The 13,668-nt window shown below is 66.4% G+C and carries 12 protein-coding genes; 7 read left to right on the top strand and 5 right to left on the bottom strand.

Going from position 1 to position 13,668, the window contains the following annotated elements; translation table 11 throughout:
• The first annotated feature begins 151 nt into the window (after window positions 1–151).
• A complete protein-coding gene (locus tag DPM33_RS31830; protein ID WP_245442567.1) occupies window positions 152–2,227 on the top strand; it encodes a GumC family protein in 2,076 nt (691 codons plus the stop codon).
• Window position 2,228: 1 nt separating this feature from the next.
• Entirely contained in the window at window positions 2,229–3,566 is a 1,338-nt protein-coding gene (locus tag DPM33_RS31835; protein WP_112101321.1) for a VpsF family polysaccharide biosynthesis protein, read from the top strand.
• Here the strand turns inward: DPM33_RS31835 and DPM33_RS31840 are convergent.
• The 3 genes from DPM33_RS31840 to DPM33_RS31850 all read right to left on the bottom strand — a co-directional run bounded on the left by DPM33_RS31840 (window position 3,525) and on the right by DPM33_RS31850 (window position 5,524).
• On the bottom strand, window positions 3,525–3,935 hold the full coding sequence (locus tag DPM33_RS31840) for a type II toxin-antitoxin system HicB family antitoxin (RefSeq protein ID WP_245442569.1): 411 nt from the start codon (window positions 3,933–3,935) through the stop codon (window positions 3,525–3,527). The two genes, DPM33_RS31835 and DPM33_RS31840, sit on opposite strands and share 42 nt — an antisense overlap.
• A 59-nt stretch (window positions 3,936–3,994) precedes the next feature.
• Window positions 3,995–4,177 carry a type II toxin-antitoxin system HicA family toxin gene (locus DPM33_RS31845; protein WP_245442571.1) on the bottom strand — a complete coding sequence of 61 codons (183 nt, stop codon included), beginning with the start codon at window positions 4,175–4,177 and terminating at the stop codon, window positions 3,995–3,997.
• A 147-nt stretch (window positions 4,178–4,324) separates the two neighbouring features.
• Window positions 4,325–5,524, bottom strand: coding sequence for a TCR/Tet family MFS transporter (locus DPM33_RS31850; RefSeq protein ID WP_112101323.1), 1,200 nt, complete (start codon window positions 5,522–5,524; stop codon window positions 4,325–4,327).
• A gap of 177 nt (window positions 5,525–5,701) precedes the next feature.
• On the opposite strand from DPM33_RS31850, the gene DPM33_RS31855 reads away from it, so the two are divergent.
• Entirely contained in the window at window positions 5,702–6,340 is a 639-nt protein-coding gene (locus tag DPM33_RS31855) for a TetR/AcrR family transcriptional regulator (RefSeq protein WP_112101324.1), read from the top strand.
• 71 nt (window positions 6,341–6,411) lie between these two features.
• On the opposite strand, the gene DPM33_RS31860 is transcribed toward DPM33_RS31855, so the two are convergent.
• Together DPM33_RS31860 and DPM33_RS31865 are read right to left on the bottom strand one after the other, a co-directional pair.
• On the bottom strand, window positions 6,412–7,683 hold the full coding sequence (locus tag DPM33_RS31860; RefSeq protein ID WP_112101325.1) for a glycoside hydrolase family 5 protein: 1,272 nt from the start codon (window positions 7,681–7,683) through the stop codon (window positions 6,412–6,414).
• Window positions 7,680–8,846 (bottom strand): DUF1972 domain-containing protein, encoded by a 1,167-nt coding sequence (locus DPM33_RS31865; RefSeq protein ID WP_112101340.1) that lies wholly within the window; start codon window positions 8,844–8,846, stop codon window positions 7,680–7,682. The genes DPM33_RS31860 and DPM33_RS31865 overlap by 4 nt, the downstream gene beginning before the upstream one ends.
• A 378-nt stretch (window positions 8,847–9,224) precedes the next feature.
• Here DPM33_RS31865 and DPM33_RS31870 point away from each other — a divergent pair, with 378 nt between their 5' ends.
• The 4 genes from DPM33_RS31870 to DPM33_RS31885 all read left to right on the top strand — a co-directional run bounded on the left by DPM33_RS31870 (window position 9,225) and on the right by DPM33_RS31885 (window position 13,638).
• The gene (locus tag DPM33_RS31870; protein WP_112101326.1) at window positions 9,225–10,409 is read left to right on the top strand and encodes a glycosyltransferase family 4 protein; all 1,185 of its coding nucleotides are present in this window, start codon (window positions 9,225–9,227) and stop codon (window positions 10,407–10,409) included.
• Window positions 10,406–11,713, top strand: coding sequence for a polysaccharide biosynthesis protein (locus DPM33_RS31875; RefSeq protein ID WP_112101327.1), 1,308 nt, complete (start codon window positions 10,406–10,408; stop codon window positions 11,711–11,713). The genes DPM33_RS31870 and DPM33_RS31875 overlap by 4 nt, the downstream gene beginning before the upstream one ends.
• 9 nt (window positions 11,714–11,722) lie before the next feature.
• Window positions 11,723–12,952 carry a GNAT family N-acetyltransferase gene (locus DPM33_RS31880; RefSeq protein ID WP_112101328.1) on the top strand — a complete coding sequence of 410 codons (1,230 nt, stop codon included), beginning with the start codon at window positions 11,723–11,725 and terminating at the stop codon, window positions 12,950–12,952.
• A 461-nt stretch (window positions 12,953–13,413) separates the two neighbouring features.
• Window positions 13,414–13,638, top strand: coding sequence for a hypothetical protein (locus tag DPM33_RS31885; protein ID WP_112101329.1), 225 nt, complete (start codon window positions 13,414–13,416; stop codon window positions 13,636–13,638).
• Window positions 13,639–13,668: the final 30 nt, after the last annotated feature.

A 13,668-nucleotide genomic window follows, 5' to 3' on the forward strand; every position in this document is an offset into this window, starting at 1 on the left:
CGGTGCAAACTTCGTGCCAGTACGGCATCAATTTATGAACATAATTAACAGTGTTTTAATCGTTGCCGGGAATAGCTAGGCCAACGCCGCATTTCTCGTCTTGCCGGCCGATGGAGCGTTGTCGGAGCGACCTTTGCAACCACCCCTGCTCATGGTGCCTCAGCAGAACGCTCCGGAGGCTGTCGCGCCGGCCCCGGCCTATTACGCGCACGCGCCCGCGTCCGCCACGGTCGAGCTTGGCGATCTCGGCCGCATCCTGCTGCGGCGCCGCTTCCTGATCTTCGTCGTCACCGCGCTGCTCACCGCCGTGACGCTCGTCTATGCCATGCTGACGCCGGCGCTCTACTCCTCGACGGCCCAGATCATCATCGACCCGCAGGACCTCCAGGTCGTCACCAACGACGTCAATCCGAGCCGCATTTCGCCCGACGGCGGCATCACCCAGGTCGAAAGTCAGGTGAGCGTGGCGCAATCGAACAGCGTCCTGCTGCGCGCCATCGCGGCGACCGACCTGACCCACAACCCCGAGTTCAACGGCTCGGGCGTGCTCGACCGATGGCTGGGCCTGCTGTTCGGCTCCGACGACGGCGACAGGACGGCCGAGACGCTCGACGCGCTGCGCCGCCGCCTGGCGGTGAAGCGCGACGACAAGGTGCTGGTCCTCAACATCATCGTCACCGCCAAGAGCGCCGACCTGGCGGCGAAGCTCGCCAACGCCATCGCGCAGGCTTATCTCGACGACCAGGCGGCCGCGCGTTCGACGGCCGCCGCCCAGGCTTCCGACGCCATCAGCGCCCGGCTGGAAGACCAGCGCAAGCGCGTCGAGCAGGCCGCCAATGCGGTCGAGACCTACAAGGCCGAGCACAACATGGTGATGGCCGCCGGTAACCTGGTCAGCGACCAGGAGCTCACCGACCTCAACACGCAGCTGACCGCTGCCCAGACCCGCACCGCCCAGCTCAAGGCGCAGGTCGACCAGCTGCGCCGGCAGGGCGGCGCGCCGGACGCGACGTCGGAGGCGATGCGCTCGCCGGTGATCGCCAGTCTCAGGGCCCAGGAAGCGACGCTGGTCGACCAGATCGCGCAGTTCGGCACCGAGCTCGGTCCGCGCCATCCCTCGATGATCTCGGCGCAGCAGCAACTGAGCGACCTGCGCAAGCTGATTTCCCGCGAGCTTGGCCGTCTTGTCACCGCCGCCGAGACGGATTACGAGCGCGCTCTGGCCAACCAGAAGGCGCTGGAGGCCAAGGTGGCGTCGCTGAAGGGCAAGTCGCTCGACACCGACCAGGCGTCGGTCAGGCTGCGCGAGCTGCAGCGCGATCTCGATGCCGTGCGCACCGTCTATGCCAACTACCTGCAGCGCGCCCAGGAAACCCGTGAGCAGACCAACGTCAACAGCACCAACGCCCGCATCATCTCCGAAGCCATGCCGGCGCTGAAGAAGAGCTGGCCACCAAAGGGGCTGCTGCTGTTCGGCGCCATCTTCGGCGGGCTGGCGCTGGGCATCGGCCTGGCGCTGATCGCCGAATATCTCTCGCCGACCGTGCTGTCCGCCAACCAGATGCAGTCGGCCATCGACGCGCCGGTTCTGGGCGTGCTGCCGGGCAGGGGACGCCGCCGCTCCGGCGCCGTCGCCCAGAAGACCGACGCCGTGGCCGGGCTGGCGCTGCAGCGCATCGCCGCCGCCACCAGGCGCCCGGCCGACTGGCCGCTGGTGCCTTCGATCCTGGTGGCGTCGCCGCCCGAGGATAAGGCGCAGCGCTCTAGGGTGGCATGGCAGCTCGCCAATGCGGCGGCGGCCAGGGGCCGTCGCGTGCTGTTCATCGATATCAATGCCGGCAAGGGCCAGAAGGACCCGCAGCCCGGCGTGCTCGACGTGCTGCGCGGCGAATATCCGCTCGACGCGGTCAGCCGCTATGCGCCGGGCAGCTCCGTCGCGCTCGTCGGCCGCGGCCGGCCGACGGCGGTGTTCCAGGAAGCGCAGGCGCTCTATTTCGCCCATCGCATGCTGGCCGAGGCCAACCATGGTTTCGAGCTCGTCGTCATCGACGGCGGCGCGCTGGCCGACGACCTCAACGTGCTGCCGCTGGTCGCCATGGCCGACGAGATCCTGCTCGTCGCCCGGCTGAACACGACGTCGATGCGCGACGTCGCCTCGACCTCGGAAGCGGTCTCCGTCATGGGGCGGTTGCCGACCGGCGCCATGCTGGTCGACGAGGCGGCCTGACATGGCCTCGATCCTGGTTGGTCCCGCCCGGCCTGCCCCGGCGCCCGGCTATGGCATGGCCGGCCCGCGCACCGTTCCTGTCGACACGCTGACCCGGCTCGGCCTGACCGTCGCGGTGCTGTTTCTGTTTTCCCTCTCCGGCGGCATGCTGTGGCTGGTCGGCTATAATTACGACGGCCTGCAAGGCAGCGCGCTGAGCAAGATCCACCCGTCCACCTACCTCTTCGTCCTCGTCTTCGTCTGGCGCTCCTGCACCTTCGGCAATCCGGTCGGCTACGCGGTCTACGTCACCAACAAGCGGCCGGCCACGATGCTGATGGCGGTGATCTCGACGGTGCTTCTGTTCGTCGTCATCCTCAGGCAGCGCCCCGGCATGGCCGGCATGATCGACACCTTCGTCGCACCTGCGCTGCTCGTGCTTTTGCTCAGCGAGGATGACGAGAAGACTTTTGCCCGGCTGCAACTCGTCATCCACGTCGTCATGACGGTGAACGCGCTGCTGGCGCTGTTCGAGCTCGGCACCAAGCACCTGGTGTTCCCCTACAGGTTCGACGGCGCGGTGTTCGTCAACGACCTGCGCTCGACGGCGCTGCAGGGCCACCCGCTCTCCAACGCCACGGTCACTTCGATCTACGTGCTGGCGCTGCTTTCGGGCGCGCGTTCCTTGTCGACATCCGTCAGGCTGGCGCTCGTCGGCCTGCAGTTCTGCGCCCTGGTCGCCTTCGGCGGCCGCTCCGGCATGGTGCTGACGGTGGTGCTCGGCGGCGCCTATATGCTGCTCAGCGGCCTGGCGCAGCTCCGGACCGGGCGCGTCAACCTTCTCGGCGCTGCGCTGGTGATCATGCTTGCCGCGCTGCTGCCGCTGGCAATCGCGCTTGCCGGCTATTACGGCTTCTTCGACGCGCTGCTCGAACGTTTCGTCTCCGACAGCGGCAGCGCCAATGCGCGTGTCGAGATGTTCGATCTCTTCAGGCATCTGGAGTTGCGCGACCTGATCGTCGGGCCCGATGTCGACCTGCTCGACAGCATGCGCCGCATCAGCGGCCTGGAGCAGGGCATCGAGAACCCGGTCCTGCGCATGACGCTCTACCAGGGCGCCTTCTTCACGCTTTTGATCTTCTTCGGGTTCGCGCTGTTCATGCACGAGGTCGCGCGCCGCTGCCACACCGGGATCTGGCTGCCGATGCTGGGCTGGCTCCTCCTGCTCAACACCTCAGAAAGCATCGCCTCCAAGACGACGCTGATGACCAAATTCGTCGTCATCGCGCTGGCGCTGTATCGGCCGGTGAAGGGACGATCAGACAGTTTCCTTGAGCCTCTCCCTGGCCGCCGCGGCTAGAAACGCGGACCTGGTGACGCCCAGTCGATGAGCTGCTTCGTCGATGTCGGCCAGCAGGCCTGCATCCAATGAGATATTGGCCCGGGCCGGCCGGCCATAGTCCCGAATGAGAGGGACCGAGATCAAAACGGCACCATCGGCCAAGGCCGCTCGTACCTCCCCGTCGGCCAAGAGCTCATCCATGCTTCGAGGGCGGGGGGCGTCACGACCCTCCGCCAGTTCTTCAGCTACCCATTCGGCGAGAGCCGCGGTTGCATCCTTGAATGCCTCATCCCGGTTTTCCGATTGGGCCACGCAGCCCGGCGCATCGGGGAACGACACACCGACGACGCCGTCCGCGGCATCCACGAGTGCGATATAGCGAGACATGTCCTGGTCCTGTGTTCTTCGTTGCTTTGCTGTTGATGGGGCGCGATTAGGGGTCGGCATCATTCCCAGCCTGCCGCTTTTGCGATTGACCGGGCTACCAAGGGCGTCACTGTCTTATGCCGGGGAACCATGATCGTCGGCATCCCGGCCTTCTTGTATTTGTCGTGTTTCGAACCGCCGACAAGTTGCCAGCCTTCCCGTTCCAGTCGAGCCTTGATCTTGGTGGTGTTGGTCTCGGGCACAAGAATCCCTTAGGAAGCCAATGCGCAATTATTTGCACAATATATGTGATCTATCAACGGAAATGAGCAAATAAATGCGCAATCTTGCTGCCGGCGGCGGGCGCGGTGCCTCATCCCGGAGCAAAGCAGGATCGCCGGCGCAGCGTCTCACGCACCCGCCGCCATCCCGCTCGCCTCGCGCCTCCGCATCCCAACCAGCACCAGCGGCACCGCGATCAGGTTGATCGCGGTCACCGACAGCCAGATGGCGCCGGGCCATTGCCGTTGCGTGGCGAAGTAGAAGGTCGAGAAGGCGAGCGGGGCGACGATGGAGGCGAGGCTGACGGCCGAGGCCAGCACGCCTTGCAACTGGCCCTGGCGCTCCGCGTCGACCTGCCTTGTCGCCAGCGCCTGGAAAGCCGGCGTACCAATGCCGGAGAGCGCGAAGACCGGCATGATGGCGAACACCATCCAGCCCTGTTTCGCGAAGGCCATGGCGAGAAGCGCGATGCAGGCAAAGCCGATGCCGATGACGAAGGCCTTGCGCTCGCCGAGCAGCCGGGTGGCCGGACCGGGCAGGAAGGCCTGCACCAGCGTCTGGCACAGGCCGAACATGCCGAGCGAAAGCCCGATCCAGAGGCCGTTCCAGCCGAACGTGTCGAAGCCCCAGAGCGCCCAGCAGGTGCCGTAGGCCTCGCCGGCGCCGGAGAGGATGAAATAGACCAGAACGATGGGCAAAAGCCCCTTCATCGAAAAGACCCAGCGCAGCGGCTTCAACGGATTGAGCGCGGCGAGGTCGATCCGCTGGCGGGCCGGTGGGCGCGACTCCGGCAGGACGAAGACGGCCAAGAGCAGGTTTGCGGCGTTGAGCACGGCGGCGGCGATGAAGGGCAGCCGGATCCAATGGTCGCCGAGCACGCCGCCCAGCACCGGCCCGATGATGAAGCCGATGCCGAACATGGCGCTGAACAGGCCGAAGCGGCCGGCGCGCTTCGCCTGCGGCGTGATGTCGGTTATGTAGGCCGTCGCCACGGAGATGTTGGCGCTGGTGAGCCCCGCGATGGCGCGGCCGAAGAACAGCATCCAGAGCCACGGCGCGAAGGCCATGATCAGGTAGTTGATCGCCGCGCCCGCCAGCGAAATCAGCAGCACCGGACGACGACCGAGATTGTCGCTCAAGGCGCCGAGCACCGGCGCGAAGAGGAACTGCATGGCCGCGTAGAGCGCGGTCATGACGCCGATATAGGCGACGATGTCGGGGCTGTGCGTCACCTCCTGGAGGAGGCGCGGCAGGATGGGGAAGACGAGGCCCATGCCGATGGCGTCGAGGCAGATGGCGGCAAAGATGACGATGAGGGGTTTCTTCATGGGGATGAGCTCCGGGAGCAAGGGCTTGTTCGCCGGGCGGCAGGGCGCGCGCCTCGTCACGGCCACAAGCGATCTGTGTACTGAGTTTTAATATGTACTGAGTACATATATCGGCATTTAACCGCCCGGAGTCAATACGAATATGTACTGAGTACAGAAATCGTGCTACGAGTAGCCATGTCCGAACCATCCGACCGCCGCTCCCGAAAACGTCTCGCCACGAGCAAGGCGATCTCCGACGCCGCCACGCGCCTGTTCATGGAGCGTGGCTTCGACCATGTGACGGTGGACGAGATCGCCGAGGCCGCCGATGTCGGCCGCATGACGGTGTTCAACCACTTCCCGCGCAAGGAGGACATGTTTTTCGACCGCGACGAGGAGGGGCGCGAGATGCTGCGCGCGGCGGTCGGACAGCGCGATCCCAACGTCGCCCCGCTGCAGGCGCTATGCCTGCTCGCGCATCGACTTGTGGCCGAGCGCAGCCCCGTCGTCGAGTTTTCCGCCAGAAGCGAGCGCCTGGTCCCGACGGTCGCCGGCAGCGAAACCCTGAAGGCGCGGGCGCGGGCGATCCGCGACGAACTGGCCGATCTGGTGGCGGCGGCGCTAGCCGAGGCCGTCGGACGCGATTCCGCCGATCCCGATGCGCGTCTCGCGGCAAGCCTGCTGCTCGCGACCTGGACGGTCGCCTTCCTCGAAGCGCACCGGACTTTCCGGGAGACCCGCAGCCGGGAGAAAGCGAACGATGCTTTCCTGGCGCTGGTCGACAAGGGCACCGCGGGCCTGAAAGCCGCCATGGCCGGCACGCCTTATGTGTGAGGGACGGGCCGACTGCCACATGAAACCAAACCCTTAGCGCGGTTTGGTGATTCAACGGGTCAAGTTTCTAATCAACCCGGCATCCTAAGCCCGAGCGCCTCGACCATCGCCGGGTCGAGAGCGCGCGTCGTGTCGTCCATAATGCCCATGCCGTCGAACAGGTCCCAGAAAGCCCAGGGAAAGCCGGCCGCTTCGGCGCTCTGCCGCACATCGGCGATGTAGCGGGCACGGTCCGGATTGGGCGCGGCGGTGTAGCGGGCATCGGTGCGCAGCGCGCCGAACTCGCCCATGATGATGCGCTCGCGCGCAATGCCATGTTTGTCCGCCCAGTCGCTCACCTGCTTGAGATAGCCGTCGATGAAGCGGCGGTCGGGCTGGGCGTCGAAATAGACTTTCAGCACACGCTCGGTCTCGGCATAGGCGGCCCTCTTGGCCTCGTCGGACCTTTCCGTGTCACTGGCCATCCGTGCCCTCACCGAAGCCAGCGTCTTTTCCAGCGAGCCGGCCGAGGCCGGCCACGGCACATTGTTCAGCGCCCTGTAGATAGGCTCGCGCATCCATGGCGCGCCCTGATGGCTGAACAGATATGGCTCGTAGAAGTGGAAGGTGAACAGGATCGGCTCGAAATCCGCCAGCGGTGCGGGATCGAGCGCGGTCAAACCGCCCACCATCGAGCCGCAGCCGCCGGTGACGAGCAGCGGCACGCTCGGCGCCAAAACCCTGGCGGCCGTGAGCAGCGATGCCTGCACGGCCGGCCATGCCTGCGAGGAACAGTCCTGCGGCGGCTCGTTGACAGGCTCCAACGCCACCATGCCGGACGTCTTGCCCTGCAGCCTCTCGGCGATTTCGCCGACCAGTGCCCGGTAGGATTCGAATTCCGGCGCCGCGGTGCTGGAATACATCCGGTCGGGATTCCAGTAATGCGTGGCGCCATTGGCCTGAACATTGACGATGACGCCGAGATCGGCGGCTCGCGCCGCATCGACCGCCGCGTCGAGCATTTCCATCAGCTCGGCGCGCTGGTCCCCCTCGGCGGCCAGGAACGGGCCCGGATCGACCGGCAGGCGGATGAAATCGAGCCCGCTGGCGCGCAGCCGGGCGAGGTCGGCAGGCGTCGGCACCGGTCGCTGCGACTGGAAGGGCGGCCAGTCGTAGTCGGTGCGGGGTGCCGGGAATTCGCGCGTCAGCGCAAACCATGGCCAGGTGTTGACGCCGCGCCGGAAAGGCCATTGGCCGGTGGCGGCACGTGCCGGGGATGCGAGCGGCGGAACGGCTGCGGCCAGTGGCGCCGTCGCCGCGACCAGAGCGGCGCCGAGGATCCGGCGGCGCGACCAGCCGGTCATGCGTGCCGGGCGCGGTCGGCCTTTGCCGGCGCTGCAGCGGTGACGCCGAGCTGCCGCAGCGCTTCCTTCTCATAGGCGAGCAGGATGTCGTCCCAGCGGAAGGCTTCGCGCGCCCGTTCCCGCGCCGCCTTGCCGCAGCGCGCCACCAGCGCATCGTCGGCCAGCGCCTCGTCGATCCGCTGGCTCAGGCTGTCGACATCGCCGAAATAGATCGCCGCCTCGCCGGCGACCCAGCGGTTGTAGCGGTTGTCATGCGCGATCACCATGTTGCCGGCGGCCAGCGCCTCGACCAGCGAGGGGTTGGTGCCGCCCACCGTATGTCCGTGCATATAGGCGCGCGCATGGTAGCGCAGCGCTTTCACCACCGCCTGGTCGTAGATCGCGCCCGGCATGATCACCGTGTCGCCCGCCGCCTCGCGCACCGCGCGATGGTAAGGGATGTCGTCGTTGAGCGTGCCCAGCACCACCAGCTTCATGTCGCCGCGCTCGCGGCGGCGGAAGGCTTCGATGATCGACAGGATGTTGTTGTCGGGCTCGATGCGCGCGATCGAGACCAGATATTTGCCGGGTTCCAGCCCCAGAGCGCGGATGGGCTCCTCCGGCGCCGAGGTCACCGGGTCGGCTCCATAGGCGATCGTGGCGATGGCGCTGCGCGGCCGCCTGGTCGCCAGATGGTCGGCGATCGCCGGATGGTCGGCGACGAGCCGGTGCGAGAACCAGGCGCCGATCCATTCGTTGAGCCAGAACCAGCTGCGCGCCGCCGGCCCCCATTTCGGCCGCCGCCACTCTATGCCGTCCATATTGGTGATGATCCGGCGCCGCATCAGCCTGAGCCAGGTCAGGAACACCGCGCCATTATAGCCCAGCACCAGGCAGACGCCCGGCCGTCTTGCGGCATCGAGCACGCATTGCCAGTCGAATTCCAGCGTCGCGCGCGGGCCTTTGGAGGCGACCTCGATGGTGATCAGCTCGATGCCGCGCCAGGTTCCGGTCGTCACCCTCTGGCCGACGCGCTCGACTTCCTTCTGGCAGTAGACACCGACCTTCCAGCCGCGTCCGGCCAGGAACTGCGCCAGGCGCTCGGCGAAGGTCTCGAAACCGCCATGGGAGGCGGGAATGCCGCGCGTTCCCAGGATCAGGATCGAAGGCTGTTCGATCTGGATGGAAGGTCGTTCCGGTCTCAAGGCAAAGGATTCCCCGGGGTTTCGGTCACGCTTGTTGTTATGTCAATGACACTCCCAGCAACTTCCGTGCCAGGGTACCCCCAGCGCAAACAATCCCATGAAGGTGTAAAATTTCTCTTCAGAACACATGCTTTGCTTCATTATCGGTCAACTTTCGAGACGTATCTGTACCGATACGGGGCACGGCCGGGTTTCATGGGTCACGGCCGGGCAAATCAGACCCGGCACGATCCTTGCTCCCGGGCTTGCAGTGGCCACCGCTGGGTAGAGCGGCGTGCGGATTTGGCATGAAGTTTCTTCCGCGCTTGAGGGTCCGGTGCACTGAGCGGACTCGGGGTGCAAGGTGGAAAGATAGCAATGCGCATTGCCTGCGTTCATCAGGGCTACGAGCTCTATGGCTCTGACCGCAGCTTCGCGGAGAGCGTGGCTGCGCTGCGCGCCGCGTTTCCGGCCGCCGAGATCGAGGTCGTGCTGCCGCGCGACGGGCCGATCGTCGACATCCTGAGGCCGCATGCCAGCCGCATCGTCTTCGAACCGCTCTGGGTGCTCAGGCGCCAGGCGATGCTCAAGCTCGCCACCGTCGAGATGGCGCGGCTGCCGGCAGCACTCTGGCGCGCCTGGCGGCGCATGCGCGACAACGACCTGACCTACATCAACACCTCGATCATCGCCGATTATGCGCTGGCCGCGCGGCTTTTGCCGCGCAAGGCGCTGCTGCACATCCACGAGATCCCCGAGGGCTTCCTGCGCAAGGTGCTCGTCGCCCTGATGCGCTGGAGCCGCGCCGATTTGATTTTCAACTCGCGCGCCACGCGCGCCACCTTCGGCGACCCGCCGGCCGTCGACGCCAGGGGCCGGCGCACGCATGTCGTCTATAACGGCGTTGCCGGGCCGGTGGCCGCCCTGCCGGTGACCTATGACGGCAGCCGGCCGCTCAAGGTCCTGCTGCTTGGCCGCGTCAACCGCATCAAGGGACAGGAGGTTCTGCTCGAGGCGGTCGCCGCACTGCCCCCCGAATTGCGCGAGCGCGTCGAGGTCCGCCTCGTCGGCGGCGCCTTCGAAAGCGTCGAGCGCGAGCAGGCCTTGGCCGAGTTGGTCGCCCGCATGGGTCTGACCGGGCATGTCCAGGTCCTGCCTTTCGTCTCCGACCCGACCGACCATTACCGCTGGGCCGACATCGTGGCGGTGCCGTCGCGGCGTCCGGAATCGCTCGGCCGCGTCGCCATCGAGGCGATGGGCTGGGGCCGTCCGCCTTTGGTGTCGTCGATCGGCGGACTGGTGGAAGTGGTGGCCGACGGCGAGACCGGCTGGCATGTGCCGCCGGCCAACGCCGCCGCCCTTGCCGGGAAGCTCGGCGAGATCATCACGCGCCCTGAACTCTGGCGCGGCTTCGCCGCCGCCGGCCGGGCGCGCTACGAGGCTGTCTTCAGCGAACATATCGCCGCCGCGGCGATCGTCGCGGTCGCGGCCGACAAGCTGAAAGCGGCAAAGGCTCGGCAGGCGCGGGCGCGTGTCGCCCGCGAGGCGGAGACGAGCCCGTGAATTTCGCGTTCCCGGCCCATCTGGTGCGGCGCCTCATGCTGATGATCGGCGGCGAGGCGATGCAGAGCGGCTTTCATTTCGCTCTCAACATCGCGCTGCTGCATCTTCTGTCGGCCGAAGGCTACGGCCTCTTCGCACTGGCCATGGTGATGGGCGGCGTCGGCCTGTCCTACATCCGCTCGCTCACCGCCGTTCCCGCCACCATCTGGATGAACAAGAGCACCAACCGGACCGGCGTCGACGCCTACGACGTGACCTTCGGATCGGCAGCACTTGTGGTGGCGCTGGTGATGGGGCTTGGCACCGGGCTGCTGATGCGTCTGCTGGGCGACCCGAGCGGCATCGGCGCCGCCTGCTTCGTCTGCGCCTGGTCGCTGCGCAGCCATATGCGCTCGGCCTTCTTTGCGCGCCGCATGCAGCTTGTCGTCTCCATCAGCGACGCCGTGTTCACCATCGCCGGCATAGCGCTCGCGGGGGCGGCGATCTGGTTCTTCGCCGACGCGCTGCAGGCCACTTTCTATGCGCTTGCCGCGGCCAATGTGGTCGGCATCGCCGTGCTGGTGAAGCTGGCGCGCCGCAGGCTGCGCATCTCCTTCCGCGCGTCGACCTGGCGGCGCTACGCGAAGCTCTGGCCGCAGCTTTCCTGGTCGGGGTTCAGCGCCACCACCACAAACATCCAGGGACAAAGCCTGGCGCTGCTGGTCGCCGGCATCGCCGGTCCGGCCGCCTACGCGCCGCTGGCAGCGGTGCTGGTGCTGTTTGCGCCGCTGCGCATCTCCAGCCTCGCCTTCTCCAACATGACACAGCCGGAACTCGCAAGGCTGGTGCGCAACAACGAATTCGACCGCGTGTGGACGCAGGCCAAGGTCTGGGCGATCGTCATGGGGGTTGGCAGCCTGGCCTATGGCTGCGGCGTCCTGTTCATCCTGCCGATGATCAAATCCCAGGCCCTGCAGCATGCCTCGGTCGGGCTGATCGGAGTTTTCGCCATCGCCAATTTCGTGCCGATCATGGCCTATGTCATGCCGCGCGTGGTCCTCGAGATCGTCGGCGATTTCCGCATCGTCGCCTTCATCACCCTGGCCGGCGCGGTCGTCGGGCTGGCGACGATCGGACTCCTGCTGGCCATCGCGCCATCGACATGGTCGCTGGCGGGCGCGGCGGTTTCCGAGACCTTCGTGATGGTGGCCTCATGGTACTTCGCGGCCAATCGCATGTGGAACCTCAAGCATCCGAACGAACAGCGCCCCACGGTGATCGGTGCCTGGCGCCGCGCGGCCACGCTGTCCGCGCAGAGACGATAGGAGAATGATGTGGCAAGCCAGGCAATGCCGATGGCAGCGATGACGACCGGCCTGGCCGAGGATGAGGCGGCACCGCACGCCGCCGGCGCCGTCAGTGGTGCTTACGTGGCGCGGCTGCACACCAGCCTCGAAGCTGTCAGGCCGCTCTGGCTGCGTCTCGAGACGAGGGGCGTGTGCACCGGCCACCAGCATTTCGCCTGGGCCGAAGGCATCGTCGAACGGCTTTTGCCGCGGAAGGCCGAGCTTGCCATCGTCGAGTTGCGCGACGCCGCGACGGGCGAACCGGTGATGCTGGTGCCGCTGATGCGGCGCCGCGCGTTCCACCACTGGGTGATCGAGTGGCTGAGCTGCGGGGTGTGCGACTATGCAGCCCCCTTGCTCGCCGACGCGACCCCCTGGACAAGGCAATCCGCCGAGGCCGCCTGGGCCGCGGTGCTTTCCGTGCTGCCGCCGGCCGACCGCATCCACATCGCCGGCATCCCGAAAGAGGTCGGCGGCGTCGCCAATCCGCTGGCGCTGCTTTCGCCGGCGCGCGACTCCATCCACTCCCATTACGGCATCGCCATGGACGGCGACGCCGAGACCGTCGTCAAGCGCATCTGCCGTCCGTCCTTCGTCAAGGCGCTCAACAAGGACCTGCGCCGACTCGACCGCAATGGCGGCTTGGCATTGGTGGAAGCCGACACGCCGGCCCTCGTCGATTCCATCTTCGGCAAGCTGGTCGAACTGCGGCTCAGCCGGTTTCGCGAGCTCGGCCGGTTCGATCTGATGGCGCAGCCGGCGGTCGTCGATTTCTACCGCGAGGCCGCGCATCGCGGCCTGACCGACGGCTCGGTGCGGATCTTCGGTCTGCGTGCCGGCGACGTCACGGTCGCGGTCCAGTATCTGGCCGCCCATCTTGGCACTTTGCACGCGCTGCTGATCGCGATCGACCAGGGAGCGGTGCCCAACGTTTCGCCCGGACTGTGCATCATGGGCGAACTGATCCGGTGGGGCCGCGGCGCCGGCTTCGACTATTTCGACCTGTCGGTCGGCAACCAGAGCTACAAGGAACATATGGGCGCGGTGAAGGCGGTTCTCTCGGAGCTCTGCTACGGCATCACGCTGAAGGGCATGGCCGCGAGCGAGGCCATCAAATACCGCGGCCGGGGCGTCGCCTTCGTGCGCGACAACCCGCGCCTGTTCAAGCTCGCACAGGAATTCATGCAGCGCTGGCGGCGGCTGCGGTCGGGGCGGTGAATGGGCGAGCTGCGGAGGACCGGGCGCCTTGAAGTATGAATGGGCGAACAATCCTCATCTGCTTGTCCGATAACATTCTGCGTTGTGGTCGCGTTCCTGAGCGCAGCGGCCATCATCATTGCAATGCTGAGCATCTTTATGCGAAGCGATCTTTATGGATCGATGGAGGTGCAGAATCTTCCATGGAGCGAACGATGGGGAAAACGGGATGCACGGCGGTATGCTGACTACTGGTCGCCCCCGCTTCTTGATCGCGCGCCGAGTGATTGCGTTCGGCGCTTTTACCTTGGTCGGCAGTTTCGGTGCGCTCGCGCTTATCACCGTCGTCTTCGGCCGTCCGTCTTGAGCGGAACTTTTAACTGGCGGGACAGCAACAAAATCGGCCAAATTGACTCACATTGCGCTCTCCGCCATGCTGATGGCCAGCCGCATCTCCAGTGGCAGCGTGTTCGAGTGAGGCCATGGCCAGTCCCGTCGCCAGAGAAAATTCCCGCCGCGCCGCGGTGAAGACGGCGCTCGAGCGCCACAAGGTCTACGTCACCGCGCAGCGCTTTTCCGGCGGCACCTACAGCGCCCGCGTGCTGGTCGACGGCGAGGCTTACTGGGTCGACGAGTTTCGGCTGAGCCAGCTGCGGCAAGGGCTGACGCCGGCCGAGCTGGAACTGACGCCGGCGATTGACGATTGAGATATCACGGATGACTACGGCAAGGCAGGC

The sequence above is a fragment of the Mesorhizobium hawassense genome (assembly GCF_003289945.1).
GTDB classification, from domain to species: Bacteria; Pseudomonadota; Alphaproteobacteria; order Rhizobiales; family Rhizobiaceae; genus Mesorhizobium; species Mesorhizobium hawassense.

Coding starts and splice junctions, on each gene's coding strand:
- DPM33_RS31830 (WP_245442567.1), top strand. CDS start 152: ATGGTGCCTCAGCAGAACGCTCCGGAGGCTGTCGCGCCGGCCCCGGCC.
- DPM33_RS31835 (WP_112101321.1), top strand. CDS start 2,229: ATGGCCTCGATCCTGGTTGGTCCCGCCCGGCCTGCCCCGGCGCCCGGC.
- DPM33_RS31840 (WP_245442569.1), bottom strand. CDS start 3,935: ATGTCTCGCTATATCGCACTCGTGGATGCCGCGGACGGCGTCGTCGGT.
- DPM33_RS31850 (WP_112101323.1), bottom strand. CDS start 5,524: ATGAAGAAACCCCTCATCGTCATCTTTGCCGCCATCTGCCTCGACGCC.
- DPM33_RS31855 (WP_112101324.1), top strand. CDS start 5,702: ATGTCCGAACCATCCGACCGCCGCTCCCGAAAACGTCTCGCCACGAGC.
- DPM33_RS31860 (WP_112101325.1), bottom strand. CDS start 7,683: ATGACCGGCTGGTCGCGCCGCCGGATCCTCGGCGCCGCTCTGGTCGCG.
- DPM33_RS31870 (WP_112101326.1), top strand. CDS start 9,225: ATGCGCATTGCCTGCGTTCATCAGGGCTACGAGCTCTATGGCTCTGAC.
- DPM33_RS31885 (WP_112101329.1), top strand. CDS start 13,414: ATGGCCAGTCCCGTCGCCAGAGAAAATTCCCGCCGCGCCGCGGTGAAG.